The sequence below is a fragment of the Myxococcales bacterium genome, from assembly GCA_016712525.1.
Classification (GTDB): Bacteria; Myxococcota_A; Polyangia; order Polyangiales; family Polyangiaceae; genus JAAFHV01.
Genome location: JADJQX010000008.1, coordinates 831344 through 853541 on the forward strand (window position 1 = coordinate 831344; position 22198 = coordinate 853541).

Genomic DNA, 22198 nt, shown 5'->3' on the forward strand with positions numbered 1-22198 from the left:
CGGGAAGCCCGGAAACTTGGCCCAGGCGGGCGGGCCGTGATGGGCTCCCCTCATGCGAAGCGCCTCGACCATCGCCGCGCTCTGTCTTTTGGCGGTATTTTCGTTCGAGGGCGCCGCCGGTGCAGGCGAGCCCGCGGACGTGCGCGTCGGTGAGGTGGTGGCCGACGCCCCTCGTGACGCGACCCTCGTGCGCGCGTCGCTCGAGGGTGTGCTCGCGAAGCGCCCGGTTCACCACGCGAAACGTCACCTCGTGGTGTCGGCCGCGCTGCTCGCGTGCACCGAGCGCACCTGCGTCGTGTCGGCGACGCTGCGCGAGGAGCGCGGAGGTGCCCTCGTGGCCATCGTCCGCGGGAGCGCCTCGAGCGAGGCCCCGTCGCCGCGCGATACGCTCATTCGGACGGCGGCGGAGGGCGCTGCCCGGAAGATGCCGGCGTCACTCCCTTGAAGAGCCCCACGTCGACGACGGCGCCGAGCCCTGCTCCGAGCGCATAAAGTGGGATGTCGGACCACACGAAGGTGGTCCCGAGGACGAGCCGCCCGAAGACGGTGGAACGCGCCGTGACGAGCACCGTCGCGTCGGAGAGCTGGCTCACCTCGACGAGGCACGAAAACGCGAAGGCCGCGGCCGCAAGACCGAGACGAGGCGCGGACGGGCGGACGAACGCGACGAGGAAAAACACGAGCGTCGCGTAGAGGGCATCCCCCGCGTAGTCGGCGACGAAGCGCGGGAGGTGCGCGCCGAGCTTGCGGCTCCCGAGCCCGAGGACCACGGTCAGGCACGCGAGGCCGACGAGCCGAACGCGGGAGCGCCTCAGCGGGGTACGCAGCGCTTTCCGTCCCAGCAGAGATCGTTGCCGGGGCACGTGCAGATGGTCGTCTCCTTCGACTCGGCGAGGTCGCACGAGCATTGGAGGCCATCGCAGCGGTTCGGAAAATCGGGGGCGTTCTTGCAGCACGAGTACTGGCTGATCGCGCCGCCCACGGTCTGGCATTGGGCGACGGGATCGTTGGGGCTCACGTACCCGTCCGGCGCGTTTCCGAGGGAGCTGTCGGGGCGCTGCGCGCTCCCGTCGAGCGTGGGGGAGCTCTCGCTGCACGACGCGAACGAGAACATGAGGACCGGCACGAGGAGGCCCGGGAGCACGGCCATGTAGACGGGTCGCATGGGGTAAGCGTCGCACAGGGGGCGACGTGCGCAAAGGCCTCTCGTCAGAGGTCGACCCCGACGGTGCGCCCGCACACCGTGGCGGTGAGGCGATTTCCGTTCTGGGTCATCTCGAGCTTACACCCCTCGATGCGGTACGGAATCGCAGGCTCGCGGATCGTCCCGCTCACGGTGATGGACTCGCTCTTCATCACGAGCGCCGTCGACGAGCCGGGCTGCACGGCCAGCACCCCGTCTTGCTGGATTTTCCCCTGGAGGACGAGATCGTAGGTCTCTTCGACATCGTCGTCGCGCTGCTGGTAGCCGCACGCTTCGGCCTCGTACGAGAGAGAGACGGCCGTCGTGCCCTGCTCGGCGTTCGACGAGGCCTCCCCGTAGACGTACGCGCGGCCCCCCTTCGGGCACGCGATGGCCTGATCTTGTTTTCCCACCGGCTTCCCCTGGAGGGTCAAGTTGTAGACGAGCTTCATGGTCTCGCGGATCGCGCGCACGGCCGTCTCGTCTTGGCAGACGCTGTCGCACGGAGGCGGGCCGGCGTCGACGGGGGTGTCGCTCGAGGTCCCGCAGGCGGAAAAGGCCGAGAGCGCACACGGACCCACGAGCGCGGAGGACGCCACGAGGGACCTCACGAGCCGCCCTACGAACGCACGACGACGAGACGAGACTCCCATCAGATCCCTCCCTCGAGCCCGAGGCTCGGGATGGTCACGGGCCCGATGAACTGGGCCTCGCACCCTTGCAGAGTGCAATTTTGCGCGATCGACTCCTTCGTGAGCGTCGCGTTGAGCCACTCGGCCACCACCGAGATCCAGGCCGTCTTCCCGAGCTGCCACTTCTTCTCGAGCCGGAGGTCGACACGAAAGAAGGGCGGGAGGCGCGAGGTGTCGGGGTCGGTCGGATCGGGGGCCTTGGGCACGCCCGTGTAGAAGACCACGCGCGTGCCGGCGCGCCAGTTTCGGCCGAGGTCGTACGCGAGGGCCACGTTGAGCACGTGCGCACGATCGAACGTGGCGAGGTACTCGCGATCCTCGAACGTGCGCGTGGAGCGCGAGAGCGTGTAGGAGAAAAACCCACCCACGCGGCTCGTGAGGCGTTTTTTCACGAACAGCTCGACGCCGTACGAGCGCCCGCGTGTGCGGACCTCGAGGGCCGTGGCCGTGCGCTGGGTGCCGCGTGTCTCGCTGCCCTGCCCACCTCCGCCCGAACGATCGGGGCCCACGGTGCCGGGAGTGAAGCGCGCGCCGCACGCATTTCCGCCGCCGCCGCCGCCGGGCCCCGCGCCGCGATCGCCGGCGAGCGTGTCCGTCGGGAACGTGCCCGGGGAGCAGCCCGGCGGGACGGGGGCCGTGGCTCCGAGCGGATCGCTCATGTCGAAGAAGCCGTTGTGGAACACGGTGGCCGTGAGCGTGGTGTCGGTGAAGAGAGCGAGCTCGAGGCCGAGGCTCTGCTGCGCGGCCTTCTGCAAACCTCCGCGAATGCCACCCGGCGTGAACCCGGGGACCGGCACGACGAACGCGGGAGCCTGATGCGCGAGGCCCGCGGCCGACAAGAGCGCGAGCTTGTCGGTCAGCTGGGTGCGCGTGGCGACCCGCGGATCGATGCCGACGGCGGTCGCCCCTTGCGAGGCGAAGAGATCGGCGCGGAGGCCCGGCACGACCTCGAGGCGATCGTTTGGCTTCAGGACGAGGTCGGCGCGCGCGCCCATCACGAAGTCGGCGCGGGACGGGAAGAGCGAGGCGATGGTGGCCGCGGCGGGGCCGAGATCCGAGAGCCCGGTCTGCACGTCGTAGCTGTCGATCTGGGCGTCCGTTCCGGCGCGGAGGAGGACCTCGCGCGAGAGCCGCGTCTCGACCTCGGTGCGGGTCCCGATCAGGCGATCACGGGTATTGCGGTCTTGGCTGATGCGCGACTTGTCGATGCCGATCGTGACCGCGGACCGGAGGCGCCCCGACGAGAACTTACGGTCGTAGCGGAGGTCGAGCCTGTGGAACTCGGCGCCGAAGAGGGTGAGCGGCTCCCCCTCGACGCCACCTTCGAGCTTCTGTCCGAGGAAGTCGTACGAGCCCATCGCGAAGACGCTGACCCGATCGTTCGGCGTCAGATCGTAGGTGGCGCGCGCCTGGTAGTCCCAGTAGTCGAGGATGGTCGACGGCGAGAACACCGAGAAGAGCGCACCGGTGTACGAGTAGCGCCCCCCGAGCGCGACCGAGCCCTTCCCTTTGGCGAACGGGGTCTCGGCGAAGGCGCCCACGTCGAAGAGGCGCAGGTTCATCTCGCCGTGAGGGCGCTCGAGCGGATCGAGCATTTCGCCCGAGACGATGCCTCCCGCGAACCTCCCGAAGCGCGCCGGGTACCCGCCCGGGTAAAGATCAACTTGCTTGACCAGTGCAGGATGCACGACCGACGGCCCCGCCCCCACGTGGAAGAGCACGGGCACGCGCAGGCCGTCGAGGAAGTACCCCACGTTGCCCGGCGGCGCGCCGCGGATGAAGAAGTACGGGAGGCCCGACACGATCGGTGTCACCCCCGGCATGATCTCGACGGCGCGAAACGGATCTCCGAAGGTGCCTGGCACCTGCCGTACCTCGGCGCGTGAGAGCGACGCCGTCCGCCCCGACTCGGCCCGCAGGCCGCGCACGTCGACCTGCTCGATCACTGGAGGAGGGGGCCCCTTCTTCGGGGGCGGAGGGGGAGGCGGCTCGGGCTCGGGCTCCGGGGGTGGCGGAGGGGGCTCCGTGAACGTGATCTCGACGCGGATCTTGGCGACGATCGGCGCGCCGTTCCGCGTCGCCGGCTCGTACACGAACGCGCGCACGGCCTTCGCGGCAACGTCGGAGAAAGGCGGCGACGGGGTGAGCGGCTCGGCCTCGCGCACCGTGCCGTCTTTGTCGACGACGACCGTGAGCACCACCGTGGCGTCGCCGTGCGCGCCCTCGGGGTACACGATGGGCGCGTCTCGAACGAGCTTCGGAGCGACGACCCCAGCGAGCGGCGTGGGCGGCGGTGGTGATGGCGGAGGCGGCTGTGCGTGCGCGACGCTCCCGGAGGCGACGAACGCGGCCACGACGAGGGGAGCGATCCCAGCTCGAACGCGCAACCGGTCGTGTGCTGCGCCTCTCGACATAACGAGAAAGTAAGATACGCATGCGCGGCGAAATCGCGAACGGAAACGATGCGTTCGGCGCGGTGGAACAGCCAGGTGGATGAGCTTCGAGGAGCGCCTCAGCCTTCGCTCGGAGGCGCGTCTTCACCGCCCGTCACGAGCGACAAGAGCTCGCCCTTCCGCACGAACCGCCGGAGCACGAGCACCGCCCAGAGAAAGTCGGCGCAGGGGCGAGCGAGGAGCACCGCGCACACGACCCACGCGGCGACACGGGTCATGCCCCACCCCGGCCCGACGAGGGCGAGCACGAGCCCGAGCGCGAGCAGCACGAGCCCGACGTAGTCGACACGCACGCGGAGCCCCGTGGTCCGCTCGATCACGATGCGTCCAGCGACCGTGGCGGAGAGCGCCGCCATCATGAACGGCGCGACCCGGAGATCGAGGCCACGCTCGACCCACACCATCACGATGCCCGCGCCCGCCGCGTACGGCCACACGCCGGCGAAGAGCCGCGGTCCCCCTCGGACGAGCGCCATGGCGATCGCGCCGCCGCTGCCCACGAGGCTCACCATCTGGAGGGCGAGCGCGAGCGAGACACCGAACGGGAGGTGAATGCCGACGGCCACGTCTTTCCCGACGACCCCCATCAGGATCATCGAGAGCCCCATCCCGGTGAGCGCCTCGCTGCTCCCGAGCGCGTCGAGCCGCATCTTGCCGGTGATGCGCTGCTCTTCGTAGGCGAGGCAGAGCGCGAGCCCCGTGACGAAGCCTAACGCCGACGCGAGCAGCGGCGACGCGTTCCAGTTGAGGCCGCAGGCGAACGTGAGGAGCGGCGCGTTCCACGCGTCGCACCAGTGATCGACGAGCTCGCCGAGCGGCGACGACGTGCCCGTCTTGCGAGCGTGCGTCCCGTCGAGGTGATCGAGCACGATGTACCCGAGGTAGCCGAGCGGCGCGACGACGGCGAGCACCCACCCGGGGAGGTCGGTCCGCGTGCTCGCGATCCCGATGAACGCCGGGAGGAGCGCGAAGAGCTGCGACACGAAGGTGACGTCGTTGGCGCGGAGCCGCGCCGGTGCCACGGCGGCGAGCGGGTTGACGAAGAGCCGATAGTAAAGAGGCTTGAGTAGTGACGCGTCCTCGCAGGAGTACGCGTACCCCGGCGGAGGCGCGGGCCTTCGTGTGGAGCCGAACGAGAAGAGGCCGAGGAGCCCCGGCGGAGGCGCAGTGTCGTCGTGGGGAGCTCGAGTTGCCACCATGAGAAAATAGCCCGTCACCGCGCGCGGCGGTCGGCGCGGGCCATCGAGGCTATCAGACCTGTGAGCCGGAACGGCAACCCGTGCTACGCAAGGGGTGCGCATGCACGCAAGGTGCGCACGGACGGGTCGCCGAGGGTGCAGGCCAACGCGTACTTCACGCTGGCCCGAACCTCGCATCGGCGACGGCACCCTAGGAGACCGTGATGAAGACCATTCTCGTTGCCCTCGACAACTCGCCCCGCGCCCCCGAGGTTCTGAAGGCCGCCATCGAGGCCGCGAACGCTGCGCCGGACGCGAAGCTCGTGCTCTTCCGCGCGGTCGGCATCCCGCCCGAAATGCCCGGCCTCATCTGGCAGACGGACGCGCCCTCGCTCATGGATCTCCTCCGCGACGCCGCCAAGAAGGACCTCGAGGCCCACGCGGCGAACGTGCCCGCGAACCTCCGCTCCGAGCACCTCGTGTCGGTCGAGATCGGCAGCCCCTGGCAGGGCATCTGCACCGCCATCGAAAAAGAGAAGGCCGACCTCCTCGTGATCGGCTCGCACGGCTACGGCGTGGTCGACCGCATCCTCGGCACCACGGCCGCCAAGGTCGTCAACAACGCCTCGTGCTCGGTGCTCGTCGTTCGCCCCGCCCGCGCCACCTGACGAGCCGCCCTCTCGAAAAGAAGAGAGCCGGAGCCCTCGGGCCACCGGCTCTTTTCTTGAGCTGTTCCGGATATTTAGCGACTCTCGGTCGTGTCCGAAGGGTCCTCGAGACCGGCGCACAGGTTCGCGAGCTCGCGGCCCACGAGGACGAAGAGGTCGTTCGACGTGACGATGCCCACGAGCGCCCCCGAGCGATCCACGATCGGGAAGCGGCGCACCCCGTGCTCGCGCACGAGGGCCGTGACCGAGGAGATGTCCGCGTCGAGCTCGACGACCATCGGATCGTAGGTGACCACCTGAGAGACCTTGGTGGTCGAGGCGTCACGCTTGTCGGCGACCACCCGGAGGGCGACGTCACGATCCGTGAGGATGCCGACGGGACGATCGCTGCGGGTCACGACCACGCACCCCACACGAAGATCCCGCATGCGCTCCGCCACCGAGAGCACGGTGTCGTCCTCGGAGGCCGTCACGACCTCGCGCCGAAAGCGCTGGAGCGACATCAGCTCATACCCCCGAGGCGGCGCCGCAGCTCCGCGATCGATTTTCCGAGGATCTCCTGCTGGTGGACGAGGAGCGCGCGGAGCGTCGTGGGCTCGTCGTTCTCCGAGACGTGGCCGAGCGCGGCGTCGTACTTCGCGAGCGCGGCGACCTCTCCGCGGAGGCACTCTTCGACGAGGAGCTTGTCGCTCCGGCCCTCGATGACCTTTCGCACGCCGACGAGCCCACGGTGCAGCGCGCCCGCGGCCGAGCCCTCGTTCTCGGGGGTGGCCTCGAGCGCCGCGACCGCCTCTTGCAGCGCCACCACGAAATCGGCGCGCTCCTCCGCTTTGCCTTGAAAATAGGCCTTGAGGCCCAGGTCTCGCACGTCCGCGGCGGCGATCGCGTAGCCCTTCTCGCCGTCGGTGCATGTCTCGATGCACGAGTTCAGCGCCGTGACGATCTCTCCCCGCTTGCTCTTCCCGCTCTCGTCGGCCGTCATTCGTGTCCTCCTCCAGGGTCGGCGTTCTCCGCCCGCCCGGGACGATAGCAAGGACCTTGCCGAACGATACGGAAAGGTCAGACGGGCACGCAGGTCAGGAGCGAGTGCGCGAGGCCGAGGTCGTGGCGGGCCGAGGCCACGCGGAGCCCCGCGCCCACGACGAGCCGCTCCATGTCGTCCGAGTGGAGCATGCGGCTCGACCCGTTCGCGACACATGCAAAGTACAACGTCGTGGCGATGACGCACGTGCGAGCTGCCTCGTACCGTTGCCTGTCCCAGAAGGTCTCGAGGACGAACGCGCGCCCTTCGGGAGGGATCGCCCTCCGCACGGCGCCGAGGATGTGCGCGATCTCGCCCTCGGGGAAGCAGTCGAGGAACTGGCTCATCCAGTACGCGTCGCCGCGTGGGAGCGCGAGCCCCGGACCGCGGACGTCGGTCGGGTGGAAGGCGACACGATCGCCGAGATCGGCGAGGCTCTCTTTGGCCATCGCCACCTGCGCGGGCAAATCGACGATGGTCACCTTCGCGTCGGGCCCCGCCGCGGCGAGGAACGCACGCGCGAATCGCCCGGTATTTCCGCCGAGATCCACGATGTGGCGCACCTTCTCGGCGACCATCTGGGCGAGCGCTTCGGAGAAGACGGAGTCGGAGTAGTGGTGGTCGAAGTCGAACCACGCGCGCTTCACGTCCGGGGGGAGCGCGTGGAGCCCCTCGTAGACCGTCGCGAAGGGCCCAAGCTCGCGCAGCCCCGCGGGGAGCCCCTCGCGCAGCGACTCGGCGAGGTGCTCGGCCGCGCGGTAACAGACGTGGTGCGAAAACTCCGTGTTGACGCGGGTGAGGCGGTCCGAGACGAAGTAGACCCCCGTCTTCGTGATCGCGAAGCGGAGCGGAGAGCCCGTCACACGAGCGAGGCCCGTGGCGATGCCCGCCTCCAGCAGCACCCCCGCGGCGTAACGGCCGAGCGAGGTCTCGCGGCTCACCTCGTCGACCGTGAGGCCACGCGGCCCGGCCTTGTAGAGGGCGCCGAGCACACCGAGGTCGCGCATGGCCCGTGCGCCCTGGAAGAGGAGCGGCGCGAAGGCGAGCTTCTGAGCCTCGAAGCGGGCGAGCTCGTTCGGGGTCTCGGGATCGGCGGTTCGGTGCATTCGTCGTCTCGGCGTCGGAGCGAGGGCGGCTCCACCCTACCAACGGCTCGCCCGCAGTGGCAGTTCGATGCCGCCCCGAGGAGGGGCGTGGCCGGCCATTCCGGCAGCAGCGCAAATCTATGACCTTGCTGGTTTTTTTGTCGAACAATCTCGCCTCGAAGCGGGAACTCACGAAGTTGCGTAGTGTCGTTCGGGCATGGCGGAGCCCTCCCCCTACCCCGATCTGCTGCACCCCGAGGCCGCGTGCCGGATCGACGAGGAGCGCACCCGCCTCGCGCTGGGCCTCGCCTTCACGAGCGGCGTCTCGGGGGGCCTCTTCGCCGAGGCCCTCGCCGACGTACGACTCGCGCCTTCGCCGTTCCACCCGGACGGCTTCGAGGACGACCTCTTCGTGCCGACCTTCGTCGCGAACGCGTTCTCGATCACGGTGGACGGGACGCGCGCGGTGCTCTCGACGAAGCTCCTCACGAGGCTCGTCACGCACCCTCCGTCGGACCCACGCGCGGCCGCGCAGAGGCGCGCGATCTTGCGGGAGCTCTCCGAGCGGCCCGAGCTCCGGGAGGCCGCGACCTCGCTCTACGTGCGGCTCTGCCGCCTGCGGGGGCTCGTCGAGGGCGCGACCGGCACCGGCAAGCTCGATCCCACGCGGCGCCAGCTCGACATCCTCACCCTCCTCCGCGAGATCGTCGAGGGCGCGGCCACGGGCTTCGCGACGGCGACGTCCGCGTTGTCGCGCATCGCCGCTTTCGGCGCTCGTGTTCGCGAGGGCGAGCCCTTCCGCTCGATGGTGGATCTGCTCTCGTACGACGAGAACATGGCGACGCTGACGTTGGCGGTGGGCATCGGCGCCGACGGCCGCATTCGCGCGCTCGCCATCCGCGACGTGGCGACGAACCCCGAGAACCCCTTCACGAGCTCGCCGCTCCGCCGCTTTCTCGCGAAGCTCGAGCTCTTCGTCCGCGGGTATTCCTTCTCCGACGGCGAGGTGATGGCGCGGCTCGTCGACGCGGTCTACTCGGGGATCGACGACGAGCTCCCGAAGCTCGTCCAGCTCATGGGGGATCTCGAGCTCTTGCTCGGCGCGATGGGCTTCCGCGACGCGGCGACGGCCGCAGGGCTCGACACGTGCCTCCCCGAGGTGGCGAGCCCCGACGAGCCTCGCGAAATGGAGCAGCTCTGGAACCCGTTCTTGCTCACGGCGAGCACGGCCTCGGGGGCGGCGCCACGGGTCGTTCCGTGCGATCTCGTCGTCGATCGCCACACGCGCACCGTGCTCGTGACGGGGCCGAACTCGGGAGGAAAAACACGGCTGCTCCAGTCGATCGGAATCTCTCAGCTCCTCGCACAATGTGGGCTGTTCGTCCCGGCTCGGCGCGCGCGGATCGCGCCGGTGTCGGGCCTCGTCGTGTCGCTCATCCAAGAGACTCGCGCCGACCAATCGGAGGGCAGGCTCGGGACCGAGCTCCTTCGCATCCGAACGCTCTTCGAGAACCTCGCGCCGGGCTCGATGGTCATCCTCGACGAGCTCTGCTCGGGCACGAACCCGTCCGAGGGCGAGGAGATCTTCGAGCTCGTGCTGCGGATGCTCGAGGGCCTCTCCCCGCACGCCTTCATCACGACGCATTTCCTCGCGTTCGCGAGCCGGCTCGAGGCCGCGGGGGACATCTCGGCGCTGCGCTTCCTCCAGGTCGAGCTCGGGCCGACCCAAACGCCGACGTACCAGTTCCGGCCGGGGGTCGCGCGGACGTCGCTCGCGGGCCGCGCCGCCGAACGCCTCGGCGTCACACGCACGCAGCTCGAGGCGCTCGTTTCGCGCAGCCTGGGGCGGACCGCCGAGCCCGACCGATGACGACCTTCCTCGTCCAGAAGAAGATGCACCCGGCGCTCGCCGCGCGGATCGAGGCGAGCGTTCGCGGAGAGAACGACCGACGCACGAGGGAGCGCGGCGCGCGACGAGGCACGGCCATCGCGCGGGTGATGGTCCTCGCGGCGGCTCTCGTGACGGGGCGAGCCTGCCTCTCGCTTCGAGCCCGAGAGACGAGCGAGCTCGACGCGAGCCGAAACGCCCTGGTCACCGACGTGCGCGCCAAGGCGGCTGCCCTCGGCGACGGGGGCCGCGAGGTCGTCGCGCGTGTGCTTCCGATCCTGGCGCGGAGCGCGGCGAGCCCGAGCCCCGACCTCGTCGCGCCGGAGGTCGTCGGGGCCGGTCTCGGCGCCGTGCTCGCGCGCCCCGCCATCTACGTGCGCGGTCCCACGTCCGCCTTCGTGGACGAGCAGACCACGCTCGCGGCCGCACGAGCGAGCCGAAAGGACCCGTTCGTCGTGTGCCTCGTCGATCCGCCGGCGTCCAGCGACGAGAAGGCCATCCTCGATCATACGCGTGCAGTTTACATGGGTGGGGGCGAGGCACGCACGCGCACCGTGTCCCACCTGTCGGACGCCATGCTCGGCTTGCCGTACCTCGCCGAGTCGTTCGTCGAGAAAGCCCGCACCGCGAAGACCGTGCAGGAGGTCGGGGCGCTCCGCCGCTCGTTCGAGAAGGCCCCCACCGACGCCGCGATCACGGCCTCGCGCGCCGAGATCGTGATCGCCGCGATCGACGAGCCGGGCACGGGCGGAGGCCCCACGGAGCTCGACGGAGAGCGGGCCCACGAGGTGCGCGTGATCGTCACGGAGCTCCGCACCGGGCGCGACCTTCTGCGGCTCAGGCGGCCGGTCGACCCGGCGTGGATGTCGTCGACGGCGCGCGTCGTCTACGCGAGCGGCATGGACGGGTGCCGCCTGGCCCTCGACGTGCGGAAGGCCGTCGTCGCGGCCTCGCCGAAGGCCCCGTGAGCGCGGGCTCACGCGGAAAAAAAAGCCAACTTTGCGAAACGAGAGACGCGCTCGATCGGCCTCGGCTCAGAGCGTGAGCTCGCGGGCGAGGTCGAGGCAGCTCAAGATGCCGACGACCTCCCGGTTCTCGACGACGAGGAGGCGACGCACGTTCATGCGGAGCGCTTGGGCGGCCGCGCGGTACACGGGCGTCGAGGCCGCGAAGCAGATCGTCTCGTAGCTCATGACCTCTTCGACGGGCCGGGCGCGGAGCGCGGCCGGGAGCCTGCGTGACGCGAGGGCCTCGGCGTGGGTGAACACGCCGATCGGGTGCTCACCGTCGACCACGACGAGCCCGTGCACGTTCGCCTCGGAGAGCTTCTCGACCGCGGCGTCGACGGTCGTGTCGAGGTCGATCGTGAGCACGTCTCGCGTCATGATTTCCGAAAGTTTTCGCGCAGATCGGGCCTTCTCGACGTGGGGCAGCACGTCCCGCGTCGACAAGACGCCGACCACGCGATCGTCCTCGACGACGACGAGACGGTGCACCTTGGCCGAGACCATCGCGCGTGTCGCCTCGACGAGAGAAGCACCCGGGTTCGTGGTGACGACCGGGGAACGCATGCAGTCTGCAGCCGTTCGAGGGAGGTCTCCGTCGCGGGGACCCGCGAGATCGCGAACGAGGTCGGTCGTCGACACGATGCCCACGAGCCTGCCCTCGCGGAGCACGGGCACGGCCGACACGGAGCGCTGCTCGACGAGCGCGAGCACCTCCCCCGTGGTGGCGGAAACGTCGACGAAGATCGCAGGGTGGGTCATCGAGTCTCGGACGACGGACATGGGTGCACCTTAGCCGAACCGCGTGGCCGGGAAAGCCCAAGCCTCGACGCGGCCCCATTGCGACCGGGGGTGGTTTCGGACGATAGTCGCGAAATCGGGCCGCTCGCCGAAGGTCGACGGGCAGCGCCATCGAAGGGAAACGAACGTCATGAGCCAGCTCCAATGCGAAACCTTGCGTGAAGGAAACGGCGCCGTCGCGACCGCGGGGCAGACCGTGACCGTGCACTACGTCGGCACGCTGACCGACGGAAAAAAGTTCGACAGCTCCCGCGACCGCGGGCAGGGCTTCACGTTCCGCCTCGGCGCCGGCCAGGTCATCCAAGGCTGGGACAAGGGCGTGGCCGGCATGAAGATCGGCGAGCTCCGCAAGCTCACCATCCCGAGCGACATGGCCTACGGCGCCGGAGGGTTTCCGCCGGTCATCCCGCCGAACGCGACGCTCGTGTTCGAGGTCGAGCTGCTCGGCCTTAAGTAGGCGCGTCACCCGAACGGGTGACACCACGACTCCCCAAAGCCTCGGCCGCCCGGCCGGGGCTTTCGTGCATTTCAGGCAGGACGGTCGCTTCGCGTTTGGCAGAGCTTTGGGCCGAAGGTAGCCTCGACCGCCGACATGAACCGCTCCCTCCTCAAGCTCCTCCTCGTGCTCTCGGCCCTCGCGCTCGCGACGACGGCCACCGGGTGCAAGAAATTCAAGAAGACGCCGGCCGACGCGGGCGCCGCCCCCACCGCCGGAGACGACGGCGAAGGCGACACGGAGACCGACGACGACAAGAACGACGAGAAGCTCTCCATGAAGGTGGGCGAGTACATCCGCAACTGCATGAACACCATGTCGTCGCCGATTTACCGCTCGCGCCGCATGTACGCGTCGTGGGCGCCGAAGTCGGGCCCGACAGGCAGAGAGCGCGTCATCCTGGGCATCCCCAAGGTGTCCGGCTCGTCGCGCTGCCAGACGGCCGTCACCAAAGCCAAGAGCATGCCCCCGGACGACAAGAGCCTCGAGGAGGTCGGCCAGCGCTACGCGAAGGCCGTGGTCGCGGCCGAGGCCGTCATCAACGAGGCGAACACGTACTACGATCAGAAAAACTACAAGGACGACAAGTTCGCGAAGGGCAAAGAGATCCACACCCGCCTCGTCGCCGCGTTCGACGAGTTCATGAAGGCCGACAAAGAGATCCACACGAGCGTGGGCGCCATCACGAAGCCCCTCGCGCAGCGCCAGCTCGCCCGCATCGAGAAGGAAGAGGGCAAGAAGTTCCGCTGGCACCGCCGCAACGTGCTCAACATCGCGCGCGAGCTCGTCGAGACGGGCGACCCGGCCGACGAGAACGACGAGGTCGCGTACACGGACTACGACACCGAGTTCAAGAGCTTCGAGGCCGCGCTGACGGGTCTCCGCGACTACGGCAGCCTGAAGCGCGCCGACCTCTCGAACACCAAGAAGGCGCGCATCGGCGCGTCCCTCGCGTACGACAACTTCATGCGGGCCGCCGACGACTTCTTGAAGGAGTCGCGCGAGTACGGCCGCTGCCTCCGCGACGCGCCGGCCTCGGCCAAGACGAAGGACGGCAAGGTCGACCTCGACAAGCTCCCGCGCTGCGCGGACGGCGGCACCCGTGAGTTCGGCGACAAGTACGACAAGTTCATCGTCACCTCGAACGCCAACAGCTTCCCCTGGTGACGCAGAGGCCGCTTCCTCGGAAAAGAGCGGCGATGGCCCGGCGGGCGTTCCTCACATGAGGGGCGCCCGTCGCCTTTTTTCCTACATTGGGCCTTCAGGGCATCGTGAATCCGCCCCCGGGCCCGCGCATCGCTAGAGAGAGTGAAGGCACGATCGCACGCCGAAAGTGGACGGGAGCGGTCAGGCCTGAGACCATGAAGGAAGGTTCGACGTCTCCCATGGTGCGCCTCCCGATTCTCTTGCCTCACGCCTCCGTCGGCGCCTCTCCGAGGGCCGCATGACGGCCGCGCTCGCGGAGACGGGCTCGCTCGTCGGGCAGACGGTCGGGGGCAAGTTCAAGGTCGAGGCGCACATCGGCTCGGGCGCCATGGGCGACGTGTACCGCGCGACCCACACGGGCCTCGGTCGCACGGTCGCCCTCAAGGTCATGCGGAGCGATCTCTCGGACGAGACCTTCGTCGCGAGGTTCCAGCGTGAAGCTCGCGCCGCGAGCGCGCTCGACCACCCGAACACCGTGCGTGTGCTCGACTTCGGCACGGAGTCGTCGGGGCTCGCGTACATCGCGATGGAGTTCCTGAACGGCCGCGACCTCTACGAGGTCATTCGCGCCGAGCACCCGCTCTCCCCCGAGCGCATCGTGCACATCCTCGGCCAGGCCCTCTCCGCGATGAAGGCCGCACACCGCCTGGGCATCGTCCACAGGGACATCAAGCCCGAGAACATCATGGTCACGCTCGCCCAAGACGACGACGGCGAGCTCCACGAGGTGGTGAAGGTCTGCGACTTCGGCATCGCGAAGGTGATCGACACCCGCGCCATGCAGACCGAGCCGGGCCGCGCCCTCACGGGCACCGGGACCCTCGTCGGTACGCCCGAGTACATGTCGCCCGAGCAGGCGCGCGGCGAGCCCCTCGACGCCCGCAGCGACCTTTATTCCATGGGCATCGTGCTCTTCCAGATGCTCACGTCCAAGGTGCCCTTCACGAGCGAGACGCCCATCGGCGTGGTCGTGAAGCAGGTCACCGACACCCCACCCCGGCCGTCGAGCCTTCGCCGGGACGTCGACCCGCGGCTGGAGGACGTGTGCTTGCGGGCGCTCGAGAAGCGACCGGAGGACAGGTTCCAGTCGGCCGGCGAGATGGCCTCTGCGCTCCGTGGCCTCGATCCGTCGGCTCCGCTCACGTCGACACGTTTGGCCGTCGCATCGAAGCCGAGCTACCCCGACGCGGCGGCCTCGGCCCCGCGCCTCCCGGCCCTCCGCTCCGAGCCGCGCATCGCGCGCGAGTCCGATTTTGGCTCTCGACCGACGCTGCTGCAAGACGAGCCCGTTCTCACCGAGGTGCCGCGCACCGAGCGCTCGGCCGAGACCAAGCGGCGACCGGTCGCCCTCCTCGTCCTGCTCGGCGTGCTCCTCCTCGGGGGCGCGATCGGGGGCGTCGTCACCCTCGCCACGCGGAAAATGACCGACGCGGGGCCCGTCGCCTCGCCGAGCACCTCCGTCACGCCGTCCTCGGCCGTCAGCTTCGGCGTGCCGTCCGCGCCGGTGGCCCACTCGAGCTCCCCCGTCACGACGAACAAGCCGCCGCCGCATTCGGCGCCTCCCGTGGCGTCGAACGGGAAGAAGCTGCCGCCGCTGCCTCCCGCGAGCGCGGCGGCCAAGCCCGTAGCGTCCGCGCCCACGACCCCGAGCGCAACGCCGCCCCCCGAGTCGCCCCCGGCGTCTCCCATCGCGGTCGAGAAGGCGTTCGTGAGCGTAGGGCGCGTCGACACGGACCCGTCCGGGGCGCGGGCCGCGGTGAGCTCGTTCCTCCAGCGGGCGACCCCGTCTCTCTCGATGTGCTACCGGGCCGCGATCACGGCGGCAGGAGCGGCCAAGGGCGGCACCATGACGGTCGCCCTCTCGATCGACGAGAAAGGCATGATCATGTCGGCCGCGACCGTCCCCGGCCCGATGACCTCGGCCTATCCGAACCTCGGCCGGTGCTTCGCGGGGCCGCTCCAGAACCACAGCGTCGGCCCGGTCGAGCACGCGGCGACGGCCACGGTGCAAGTGGCGCTGGTCCCGCCTCCGCCCTGAGCCGCGCGCCTTCGGAACGTACCCGAGAGGGAGCCTCGTGCGCGCGGCGCGGGCGTAGGCTACTCTCTACCGAAACATGCGCTTACGCTTGGCCTTCGGTCTCACGGTCGCCTTCGCCACCACTGCCGCCCTCGCTTCGTTCGCCGGCTGCTCGTCGCCCGAAATCCAGAAGCCACCTCCGCTCGTCGTCGCGGACGACGACGCCGCTGGTCGCGACTCGGCGCCGCCGCCCGTCGAGCTCGACTCGGCGCTCCCGCAGACCGACGCGACCGTCACGTCGGGCGCGGTGTACCTGCACACGGGCAAGACCCTCTTCCTGTTCGAGCCTTACGGCAAAACCCTCAAAAAGATTGGGGATTTTAGCTGCCTTGGCACCGGAACCTTCTCCGAGGTCGGAGACATCGCGGTGAACCGCGACGGAGAGATCTACGGCACCACGCTCGACGACACCTTCATCAAGATCGACCCGCTCACCGCGTCGTGCACGGTCATCGCGCCCGAGCGCCCGGGCGTGCGCTTCCCGAACTCGCTCTCGTTCGTCCCTCGCGGCACGCTCGACCCGGCGAACGACGCGCTCGTCGGATACTTCGACGACGAGTACGTCCGCATCGACGTGACGACGGGCAAGGTCACGTCGGTCGGCTTCTTGAACCCACGCGACGCGTCGACCACCTACGAGTCGTCGGGCGATATCGTCTCGGTCGGACAAGACCGCACCTACCTCAGCGCGAAGACGTACCGCGGCGGCTCCGAGGTCGACGGCGGCGACGTGATCGTCCGCTTCGATCCCAAGACGGGGCAGCGCATCGCCGTGACGGGAAGCACCAACCGCACCAACATCTGGGGCATGGGCTACTGGGCCGGCGTCGCGTACGGGTTCACGTCCAAGGGAGAGGCCGTCGCGATCGATCCGGCCTCGGGCGCGTCGACGCCCATCCCGCTCGATGCCGGAGGAGCCACGTCCCGTCAGGGCGTCTTCTACGGCGCAGGCTCCACCACCGTGGCGCCGACCCGATGAGCGCCATGCGACGCCTTCTCCTCCGCGGCACCTTCGTGCTCGTCGGCAGCGCCATTCCCGTGGCGTACATCGCGTCGTTCGCCGGCTGCTCGAGCGACACGAAGCCCGGCCCTCCGCCACTCGTGGTCTCCGACGACGACGCCGCCAAAGGCGACGCCAAGCCCACCGATCCGCCCGACACGGCCCTCCCCCCGCCCGCGGACGGCGGCCTCCAAGGCACCATTTTCACGCAGACCGGGCGTGACCTTCACATCTACGACCCGTACGCGCGCACGCTCAAACGCATCGGCTCTTTCAGCTGTCTCCCGTCCGAGGACGTCATGCTCGACATCGCGGTCGACCGCGACTCGAACATCTACGGCGCGACCCTCGACGACCGCTTCGTGCGCATCGATCCCGTGACCGCGCAGTGCACCATCGTGAGGACCGGGACCGGGCTCGACTACCCGATCTTGCTCGCCTTCGTGCCTCGCGGCACGCTCGACCCGGCGAACGACGCCCTCGTGGGCTTCGACTTCGACGACAACTACCTCCGCATCGACACGACCACGGGCGCCATCACCAAGGTCGGGACGCTAAATCCACCCGACGCGAGCACACCGTACGCGGCCTCGGGCGACCTCATCGCCGCCGGCCCGAACGGCATGTTCCTCACCGCCACGATCCCAGGGATCCCGCGTGACGCCGGCGACTCGTTCGTGAAGTTCGATCCCAAGACGGGGCGTCGCCTCGCGCTCGTCGGCCAGACGGGCTACGACCGCCTCTTCGGCCTCGGGTATTGGGGCGGGAAGATCTTCGGCTTCACCACCCCGGGGGACATCCTTCAGCTCGACCCCAAGACCGCCAAAGCGACGCTCGTACGGCGCGTCGACGCGGGCCCCGACGCCGGCACCGTGTTCTACGGGGCGGGCTCCACCACCGTCGCCCCCGAGACGCCCGTCGTCCCATAAATCATCGAAACATCAGGGGAATTGGGCGGCCCCAGCGTGGGTCGTAGCGGGGGTGATGGTGCCCGGGAGCGTGTCGAGCAGCACGGCGCCGTTCGAGCCCGTTACGCGGAGCTTGAGGCCACCGGGCTGATCGCCCACGCCCTTCTCGACGACGAAGAAGTTGTACGTCTTGCGGGGGATGTCGACGTAGGCGCCCGCGCGCTCGTACTCGAGCTTGGCGACCGGCACCTTGTGGTTTCGCACTTGGATGGCGGTGTAAAACTTCGAGCTGCCCTCTTTGATGCGGTAGGCGACGGGGCCCGTCACGGCGCACGGGACGATGCGCCACGTGATGGGGACACGCCCGCGCGAGAGCGGCGCGATCTTCTCGAAGGCGCTCCTCGACAGATCGACGTCCCCCTTTTTGCAGCCCGGGCAGCTATCGACGACACGCACGGTGATGGTCGCGTTCGGCCCCGTGACCGTGAGACAGGCGCCGCACGTCGCGCTGCCGGCGTAGTCGGTAAGGTTGAGCGCCGCCACCATAAGGTCCTGGGGAGACGGGTCGAAGCTGCAGTTCCCGCTGCCGTCGGCGGCGTAGTAGGTGGCCTCCCCGGCCTGCTCGGTTCCGAGAGGCACGGGCGCGGGAGGAGGGCCCGAGTCGCCCGTGGGGGACGAGCCCGTCGCCGTAGGGCTCGGCGTAGGCACGACCGCGCCGTCCTCGAGCAAGGTCCCACCGTCCTCGAGGGGTGTCCCGGTGGGCGTCTCCGGCTCGGCGCCGCCGCACGCCACGGCCCCGAGCACGACCACGAGAGACGAGAGGACGCGGACCACGAGCGGCGAAGAGAGGCGCATCGTCCCAAGGTTACCCCCAGCGCACACGGAGGGCCACGGGCACGGCGCAGGCGCTTGGGCCAGCGCGCGGAACGTGCGATCGTGAGGCATGGTCTCTCGTGCTCGCCGGCTCGTCGCCCCAACTCTCCTCGCCGTCGCCGTGGCGCTCTCCGCCTGCGCGGCCTCCACGCCCCCGGTCACGCCCGAGCCCCCGGCGGGAGCCCCCACAGGTGACGCGACGAAGGCCCAAGCTGGCGCGCAGGTCCCCTCGGCCGAGCCGCCAAAGGCCCCCGAAGCCCCTCCGCAAGACACCGCACCGAAACCCTCGGCCGACGCCCCCAAACCCGGTCAAATCACGATGGACGACGACGACGGCTGCACCAAGATCGCCGCCGCGTTCGAACAGAAGGCTCGGCCCAAAATCAAGGAGTGCTACCGCGAAGGCAAGAAGGCGAACGCGGCGCTCGAGGGCTCCGTGCGCATCACGCTCCAGGTCGACGGCTTCGGCAAGCTCGGCCAGGCCAAAGCGCAAGAAGCCACCCTGCCCGACGCGGTCGTGAAGTGCATGGTGAAGGCCGTGCACGACACGCCGTTCGACGACGCGAGCAAGTGCAAGCGCAAGGGGATCACCCTGCCGATCCAATTCCCGAGCAAGTGAACCACGGCAAGAAATCACATACTTTCAATCACTTAGACTGCGTCACCGCGGCACCCCGCGGGCCCGCGCGATCGCCCACCTACAAAGCCACCCCTGCCGAGCCCGACGGAGCCGGCGTCGCCGCTGGAGCCGGTGGCGGTGATGGATCGGTTGGCGTTGCCGGTGGTGGAGCCGACGCGGGCGACGTAACGGCGCCCACCGACGCCAACGGGAGCACCGAGACCACGAGGTACCGGCAGCTCGGGTACGCCTCGCACGTCTCGACGTAGAGGGCGCGCTTGCCACATCCCTCGACCACGTGGCGTACGACGACCGAGTTCGCGTAGCGCCGGTCGAGCGTGAGGACCACGTCGACGTTCGCGCAGGCGAGGTCACCCTTCGCGGTCGCCACGAGGGCAGCGTGGCGCTCCTCCGTCGAGCCGTCGATCGACCCGGGCACCCTCTGGACGGACGGGTGCTGCGCCTCGATGGGCGTGGAGAGCCCGCACGCCGTCAAGACCACGAGCCAAGAAGCCACGAGCGCGCGCATGGCGGCAGCATACCCGAGGCCGGCCGGGAGGCACGCCCCGGAGACCGGACGCCCCACGATGGCGCGCAGAGGGCGCGTGGTTAGGCTTCGGCTCATGCGGAGCGGATCGTGGATCGGGGGCCTCGGTCTCGTGGCGGTCGGTGTCGCCCTCGCGGCCTGCGGGAGGCGCGCGCTCCCCGACGAGCTCGTCGGCTCCTACGCTCGTTCCGGCGAAGGAGCCGGGGTGCGCGCCGAGCTGTCCATCGCGAGGGGCGGCGTCGTGCTCACCGGCGTCCGACGCACGGCATCGGCCGACATCGGCGCGTACACGGCCCTCTTCGGCGACGAGAAGGCCGGAGGCGGCACCACGGGCGCGCGGCTCCAGGCCTCGGCCGACGTCGGCCGCAGCGTGACGCTCGCGCGGACGTTCGACACGCTCACCTGCGACGGCACGCGGTGCTCCTTCGCGCTCGAAAAGACCTCGCGCACCCCCGCGTGCAAGGGCACCCTCGAAAAGGTGCAAAATACAATCATCGTGGTCGCCCCGGAGTGCGCCGAGCTCTCCGGTCGCTGGACGTCCCTCGAGACCGCGGCGCCTCGACCGACGCCCGCCCCCCCGTCCACGGCCGCCCCGGCTCGGCCCGAGGCCTCGGGCGACGCACAGGCCCCGAAGGGCCCGAGCCCATCGGCCAAACCCGAGTTTCCCCCCGACATCCCGGCCCCGCACGACCACATGTCGTGCCTCTCCGCGTGCTCCATCGTCGACACGCGTTGCCACCGAACGACGGGGCCAGGGCGCGAGGCGTTCTTGGCGTGCGTGGAGAGCGCGCAGATCTGCCGCGCGCGGTGCGAAGAGGCCTGGCCGTTCTTCGGCGAGTGAGCAGGCGACAAACGGCGAAACGCGCCCGACCCGAAGGTGAGGCGCGTCTCGTGGGCCGAGCCGAAGGGGCTCAGACGCGGCGGCGCTTCGGCGGACGGCACCCGTTGTGGGGGACCGGCGTCACGTCGCGGATGAGGGTGACCTTGAAGCCGGCGGTCTGGAGGGCGCGGAGGGCGCTCTCGCGGCCCGCGCCGGGGCCCTTCACGAACACCGCGATCGAGCGCATGCCGTGATCCATGGCCTTGCGAGCGGCCTCTTCGGCGGCGAGCTGAGCGGCGAAGGGCGTGCTCTTACGCGAGCCCTTGAAGCCGCGCGACCCGGCGCTCGACCACGAGACGGCGTTGCCGTTCACGTCCGTGATCGTGACCACGGTGTTGTTGAAGGTGCTCTGAATATGCGCGATTCCGGTCGCGATGTTCTTCTTGACCTTCTTCTTGACCTGCTTGCCTTTGCCCGAGGCTGCCGTTTTCGCCGTGGCCATGATCTACTCCAAACGTATCGAGGTGGTCCGCGTCGAGGCCGAGCCCCGCACGCGCTAAATCATCGAGAGAGGCGCGCGGTGGACGCGCCCGGTTTCACTTCTTGCCGGCCGAGCCCTGGCGAGCCACGATGCCCTTACGCGGGCCCTTGCGGGTGCGGGCGTTCGTGTGCGTGCGCTGCCCGTTGACCGGGAGGCCACGGCGGTGACGGAGGCCACGGTAGCAGCCGAGGTCCATCAGGCGCTTGATGTTCATCTGGACCTCGCGGCGGAGGTCACCCTCGACGCGGTAGTCCGACTCGAGGAGCTCGCGGATCTTGCGGATGTCCGAGTCCGTCAGCTCTTCGGTCTTCTTGGTCTCGGGGATGCCCGCACGCTCGCAGATCTTCTTCGCGAGGGTGCGACCGATGCCGTAGAGGTACGGAAGGGAGTAGGCAATTTGCTTGTGACGGGGAAGGTCGACGCCTGCGATACGAGCCATGACGGATGCTCTCTACTCGGTTGGTACTAGGTTTCAACTGTGGAGGGTCGAAACCCTCAAAATACTTTTTGCGGCCCCCGCGAGGCCGGGGGCCAAGCGGCCAAACGCGTGACCCGCGAGCCCTTGCGACGCGGGTCATTTCGGGCGAAATCCGCGTCGCGAACGGGCCGGGGCTAGGGAGGTAGGGCGAGCCGTACTTCCGTACGGTGAGCCCTACCGACCGACGACCCGGGCCGCGCAGCAGCGGAATTCGTCCCGAAATCAGCCTTGGCGCTGTTTGTGGCGGGGATTCTCGCAGATGATGCGAACGACGCCCTTGCGGCGCACGACCTTGCACTTGTCGCAGATCTTCTTGACGGACGGACGGACCTTCATGACCTAACTCCGGAATACGTGCGTGGCTCGAATCGGGGGGAAGACCCCGCGGATCCGGGGCCGGAGAACTACTTGTGACGGTACGTGATACGCCCGCGGCTCGGGTCGTAGGGGCTGACCTCGACGGTGACGCGGTCGCCAGGGAGGATGCGGATGTAGTACTGGCGCATGCGCCCGCTGATGGTAGCGAGGACGACCAGCCCGTTGTCGCACTTCACCCGAAACATGGCGTTCGGGAGGGCTTCCTGGACGACACCGTCGAACTCCAGTTTGTCGCCCTTGGGCTCTTTGCGCTCTCGTCGTTCACTCACTCCCATGCCTCAT

General features: G+C 69.4%; 26 protein-coding genes. 11 read left to right on the forward strand and 15 right to left on the reverse strand.

Annotated features, from left to right (window positions below; all coding sequences use genetic code 11):
- Nucleotides 1-52: 52 nt before the first annotated feature.
- The gene (locus IPK71_33040; protein MBK8218583.1) at nucleotides 53-445 is read left to right on the forward strand and encodes a hypothetical protein; all 393 of its coding nucleotides are present in this window, start codon (nucleotides 53-55) and stop codon (nucleotides 443-445) included.
- Here IPK71_33040 and IPK71_33045 read toward each other — a convergent pair.
- From IPK71_33045 to IPK71_33065, 5 genes are all read right to left on the reverse strand, one after another.
- Complete coding sequence (locus IPK71_33045; GenBank protein ID MBK8218584.1) at nucleotides 390-770, reverse strand: DUF2809 domain-containing protein; 381 nt, start codon at nucleotides 768-770, stop codon at nucleotides 390-392. The genes IPK71_33040 and IPK71_33045 overlap by 56 nt on opposite strands.
- 41 nt (nucleotides 771-811) lie before the next feature.
- Nucleotides 812-1165: a hypothetical protein gene (locus IPK71_33050; GenBank protein MBK8218585.1), complete on the reverse strand. Its 354-nt coding sequence runs from the start codon at nucleotides 1163-1165 to the stop codon at nucleotides 812-814.
- A 44-nt stretch (nucleotides 1166-1209) separates the two neighbouring features.
- Nucleotides 1210-1794: a hypothetical protein gene (locus IPK71_33055; protein MBK8218586.1), complete on the reverse strand. Its 585-nt coding sequence runs from the start codon at nucleotides 1792-1794 to the stop codon at nucleotides 1210-1212.
- A 41-nt stretch (nucleotides 1795-1835) separates the two neighbouring features.
- Complete coding sequence (locus IPK71_33060; GenBank protein ID MBK8218587.1) at nucleotides 1836-4262, reverse strand: TonB-dependent receptor plug domain-containing protein; 2427 nt, start codon at nucleotides 4260-4262, stop codon at nucleotides 1836-1838.
- Between the two features lie 125 nt (nucleotides 4263-4387).
- Nucleotides 4388-5527 carry a CDP-alcohol phosphatidyltransferase family protein gene (locus IPK71_33065; protein MBK8218588.1) on the reverse strand — a complete coding sequence of 380 codons (1140 nt, stop codon included), beginning with the start codon at nucleotides 5525-5527 and terminating at the stop codon, nucleotides 4388-4390.
- A gap of 203 nt (nucleotides 5528-5730) precedes the next feature.
- Here IPK71_33065 and IPK71_33070 point away from each other — a divergent pair, with 203 nt between their 5' ends.
- Entirely contained in the window at nucleotides 5731-6174 is a 444-nt protein-coding gene (locus IPK71_33070; protein ID MBK8218589.1) for a universal stress protein, read from the forward strand.
- A gap of 74 nt (nucleotides 6175-6248) precedes the next feature.
- Here the strand turns inward: IPK71_33070 and IPK71_33075 are convergent, their stop codons facing one another.
- The 3 genes from IPK71_33075 to IPK71_33085 all read right to left on the reverse strand — a co-directional run bounded on the left by IPK71_33075 (nucleotide 6249) and on the right by IPK71_33085 (nucleotide 8301).
- Entirely contained in the window at nucleotides 6249-6677 is a 429-nt protein-coding gene (locus tag IPK71_33075; protein MBK8218590.1) for a CBS domain-containing protein, read from the reverse strand.
- Nucleotides 6677-7156, reverse strand: a complete 480-nt coding sequence (locus IPK71_33080; protein ID MBK8218591.1) for a PA2169 family four-helix-bundle protein — start codon at nucleotides 7154-7156, stop codon at nucleotides 6677-6679. Before IPK71_33080 ends, IPK71_33075 begins: the two co-directional genes overlap by 1 nt.
- A gap of 77 nt (nucleotides 7157-7233) precedes the next feature.
- Entirely contained in the window at nucleotides 7234-8301 is a 1068-nt protein-coding gene (locus tag IPK71_33085) for a methyltransferase domain-containing protein (protein MBK8218592.1), read from the reverse strand.
- A 196-nt stretch (nucleotides 8302-8497) separates the two neighbouring features.
- On the opposite strand from IPK71_33085, the gene IPK71_33090 reads away from it, so the two are divergent.
- Both IPK71_33090 and IPK71_33095 read left to right on the forward strand, forming a co-directional pair.
- Nucleotides 8498-10150 carry a DNA mismatch repair protein gene (locus IPK71_33090; GenBank protein MBK8218593.1) on the forward strand — a complete coding sequence of 551 codons (1653 nt, stop codon included), beginning with the start codon at nucleotides 8498-8500 and terminating at the stop codon, nucleotides 10148-10150.
- Complete coding sequence (locus tag IPK71_33095; GenBank protein MBK8218594.1) at nucleotides 10147-11136, forward strand: hypothetical protein; 990 nt, start codon at nucleotides 10147-10149, stop codon at nucleotides 11134-11136. The genes IPK71_33090 and IPK71_33095 overlap by 4 nt, the downstream gene beginning before the upstream one ends.
- A 66-nt stretch (nucleotides 11137-11202) precedes the next feature.
- Here the strand turns inward: IPK71_33095 and IPK71_33100 are convergent, their stop codons facing one another.
- Entirely contained in the window at nucleotides 11203-11955 is a 753-nt protein-coding gene (locus IPK71_33100) for a CBS domain-containing protein (protein ID MBK8218595.1), read from the reverse strand.
- A gap of 148 nt (nucleotides 11956-12103) precedes the next feature.
- Between IPK71_33100 and IPK71_33105 the strand changes: the two genes are divergently transcribed.
- The 5 genes from IPK71_33105 (at nucleotide 12104) to IPK71_33125 (ending at nucleotide 17681) form a co-directional block, all read left to right on the forward strand.
- The gene (locus tag IPK71_33105; protein MBK8218596.1) at nucleotides 12104-12430 is read left to right on the forward strand and encodes an FKBP-type peptidyl-prolyl cis-trans isomerase; all 327 of its coding nucleotides are present in this window, start codon (nucleotides 12104-12106) and stop codon (nucleotides 12428-12430) included.
- A gap of 135 nt (nucleotides 12431-12565) precedes the next feature.
- On the forward strand, nucleotides 12566-13636 hold the full coding sequence (locus tag IPK71_33110) for a DUF3829 domain-containing protein (GenBank protein MBK8218597.1): 1071 nt from the start codon (nucleotides 12566-12568) through the stop codon (nucleotides 13634-13636).
- 277 nt (nucleotides 13637-13913) lie between these two features.
- On the forward strand, nucleotides 13914-15713 hold the full coding sequence (locus IPK71_33115; protein ID MBK8218598.1) for a serine/threonine protein kinase: 1800 nt from the start codon (nucleotides 13914-13916) through the stop codon (nucleotides 15711-15713).
- Nucleotides 15714-15789: 76 nt separating this feature from the next.
- Entirely contained in the window at nucleotides 15790-16731 is a 942-nt protein-coding gene (locus IPK71_33120; protein MBK8218599.1) for a hypothetical protein, read from the forward strand.
- 5 nt (nucleotides 16732-16736) lie between these two features.
- Nucleotides 16737-17681 carry a hypothetical protein gene (locus IPK71_33125; protein ID MBK8218600.1) on the forward strand — a complete coding sequence of 315 codons (945 nt, stop codon included), beginning with the start codon at nucleotides 16737-16739 and terminating at the stop codon, nucleotides 17679-17681.
- Nucleotides 17682-17693: 12 nt separating this feature from the next.
- Here the strand turns inward: IPK71_33125 and IPK71_33130 are convergent, their stop codons facing one another.
- Entirely contained in the window at nucleotides 17694-18515 is an 822-nt protein-coding gene (locus IPK71_33130; protein ID MBK8218601.1) for a hypothetical protein, read from the reverse strand.
- An 88-nt stretch (nucleotides 18516-18603) separates the two neighbouring features.
- On the opposite strand from IPK71_33130, the gene IPK71_33135 reads away from it, so the two are divergent.
- Nucleotides 18604-19152, forward strand: a complete 549-nt coding sequence (locus IPK71_33135; protein MBK8218602.1) for a hypothetical protein — start codon at nucleotides 18604-18606, stop codon at nucleotides 19150-19152.
- Nucleotides 19153-19231: 79 nt separating this feature from the next.
- Here IPK71_33135 and IPK71_33140 read toward each other — a convergent pair whose 3' ends face one another.
- Complete coding sequence (locus tag IPK71_33140) at nucleotides 19232-19777, reverse strand: hypothetical protein (GenBank protein ID MBK8218603.1); 546 nt, start codon at nucleotides 19775-19777, stop codon at nucleotides 19232-19234.
- On the opposite strand from IPK71_33140, the gene IPK71_33145 reads away from it, so the two are divergent.
- Nucleotides 19776-20540 carry a hypothetical protein gene (locus IPK71_33145; protein ID MBK8218604.1) on the forward strand — a complete coding sequence of 255 codons (765 nt, stop codon included), beginning with the start codon at nucleotides 19776-19778 and terminating at the stop codon, nucleotides 20538-20540. The genes IPK71_33140 and IPK71_33145 overlap by 2 nt on opposite strands.
- 70 nt (nucleotides 20541-20610) lie before the next feature.
- On the opposite strand, the gene rpsK is transcribed toward IPK71_33145, so the two are convergent.
- The 4 genes from rpsK to infA all read right to left on the reverse strand — a co-directional run bounded on the left by rpsK (nucleotide 20611) and on the right by infA (nucleotide 22191).
- A complete protein-coding gene (gene rpsK / locus IPK71_33150; GenBank protein MBK8218605.1) occupies nucleotides 20611-21021 on the reverse strand; it encodes a 30S ribosomal protein S11 in 411 nt (136 codons plus the stop codon).
- A 94-nt stretch (nucleotides 21022-21115) separates the two neighbouring features.
- The gene (rpsM, locus tag IPK71_33155) at nucleotides 21116-21499 is read right to left on the reverse strand and encodes a 30S ribosomal protein S13 (protein ID MBK8218606.1); all 384 of its coding nucleotides are present in this window, start codon (nucleotides 21497-21499) and stop codon (nucleotides 21116-21118) included.
- Nucleotides 21500-21760: 261 nt separating this feature from the next.
- A complete protein-coding gene (rpmJ, locus tag IPK71_33160; protein ID MBK8218607.1) occupies nucleotides 21761-21874 on the reverse strand; it encodes a 50S ribosomal protein L36 in 114 nt (37 codons plus the stop codon).
- Between the two features lie 68 nt (nucleotides 21875-21942).
- A complete protein-coding gene (gene infA / locus IPK71_33165) occupies nucleotides 21943-22191 on the reverse strand; it encodes a translation initiation factor IF-1 (protein ID MBK8218608.1) in 249 nt (82 codons plus the stop codon).
- Nucleotides 22192-22198 lie beyond the last annotated feature (7 nt).

Excerpts from the sequence above, each read along its gene's own strand:
- IPK71_33105 (MBK8218596.1), top strand. The coding sequence starts at position 12,104 with ATGAGCCAGCTCCAATGCGAAACCTTGCGTGAAGGAAACGGCGCCGTC.
- IPK71_33140 (MBK8218603.1), bottom strand. The coding sequence starts at position 19,777 with ATGAGCCGAAGCCTAACCACGCGCCCTCTGCGCGCCATCGTGGGGCGT.
- IPK71_33095 (MBK8218594.1), top strand. The coding sequence starts at position 10,147 with ATGACGACCTTCCTCGTCCAGAAGAAGATGCACCCGGCGCTCGCCGCG.
- IPK71_33130 (MBK8218601.1), bottom strand. The coding sequence starts at position 18,515 with ATGCGCCTCTCTTCGCCGCTCGTGGTCCGCGTCCTCTCGTCTCTCGTG.
- rpmJ (MBK8218607.1), bottom strand. The coding sequence starts at position 21,874 with ATGAAGGTCCGTCCGTCCGTCAAGAAGATCTGCGACAAGTGCAAGGTC.
- IPK71_33080 (MBK8218591.1), bottom strand. The coding sequence starts at position 7,156 with ATGACGGCCGACGAGAGCGGGAAGAGCAAGCGGGGAGAGATCGTCACG.
- rpsM (MBK8218606.1), bottom strand. The coding sequence starts at position 21,499 with ATGGCTCGTATCGCAGGCGTCGACCTTCCCCGTCACAAGCAAATTGCC.
- IPK71_33110 (MBK8218597.1), top strand. The coding sequence starts at position 12,566 with ATGAACCGCTCCCTCCTCAAGCTCCTCCTCGTGCTCTCGGCCCTCGCG.
- IPK71_33100 (MBK8218595.1), bottom strand. The coding sequence starts at position 11,955 with ATGTCCGTCGTCCGAGACTCGATGACCCACCCTGCGATCTTCGTCGAC.
- rpsK (MBK8218605.1), bottom strand. The coding sequence starts at position 21,021 with ATGGCCACGGCGAAAACGGCAGCCTCGGGCAAAGGCAAGCAGGTCAAG.
- IPK71_33120 (MBK8218599.1), top strand. The coding sequence starts at position 15,790 with ATGCGCTTACGCTTGGCCTTCGGTCTCACGGTCGCCTTCGCCACCACT.
- IPK71_33065 (MBK8218588.1), bottom strand. The coding sequence starts at position 5,527 with ATGGTGGCAACTCGAGCTCCCCACGACGACACTGCGCCTCCGCCGGGG.
- IPK71_33050 (MBK8218585.1), bottom strand. The coding sequence starts at position 1,165 with ATGCGACCCGTCTACATGGCCGTGCTCCCGGGCCTCCTCGTGCCGGTC.
- IPK71_33070 (MBK8218589.1), top strand. The coding sequence starts at position 5,731 with ATGAAGACCATTCTCGTTGCCCTCGACAACTCGCCCCGCGCCCCCGAG.
- infA (MBK8218608.1), bottom strand. The coding sequence starts at position 22,191 with ATGGGAGTGAGTGAACGACGAGAGCGCAAAGAGCCCAAGGGCGACAAA.
- IPK71_33040 (MBK8218583.1), top strand. The coding sequence starts at position 53 with ATGCGAAGCGCCTCGACCATCGCCGCGCTCTGTCTTTTGGCGGTATTT.
- IPK71_33090 (MBK8218593.1), top strand. The coding sequence starts at position 8,498 with ATGGCGGAGCCCTCCCCCTACCCCGATCTGCTGCACCCCGAGGCCGCG.
- IPK71_33135 (MBK8218602.1), top strand. The coding sequence starts at position 18,604 with ATGGTCTCTCGTGCTCGCCGGCTCGTCGCCCCAACTCTCCTCGCCGTC.
- IPK71_33145 (MBK8218604.1), top strand. The coding sequence starts at position 19,776 with ATGCGGAGCGGATCGTGGATCGGGGGCCTCGGTCTCGTGGCGGTCGGT.
- IPK71_33125 (MBK8218600.1), top strand. The coding sequence starts at position 16,737 with ATGCGACGCCTTCTCCTCCGCGGCACCTTCGTGCTCGTCGGCAGCGCC.
- IPK71_33085 (MBK8218592.1), bottom strand. The coding sequence starts at position 8,301 with ATGCACCGAACCGCCGATCCCGAGACCCCGAACGAGCTCGCCCGCTTC.
- IPK71_33075 (MBK8218590.1), bottom strand. The coding sequence starts at position 6,677 with ATGTCGCTCCAGCGCTTTCGGCGCGAGGTCGTGACGGCCTCCGAGGAC.
- IPK71_33115 (MBK8218598.1), top strand. The coding sequence starts at position 13,914 with ATGACGGCCGCGCTCGCGGAGACGGGCTCGCTCGTCGGGCAGACGGTC.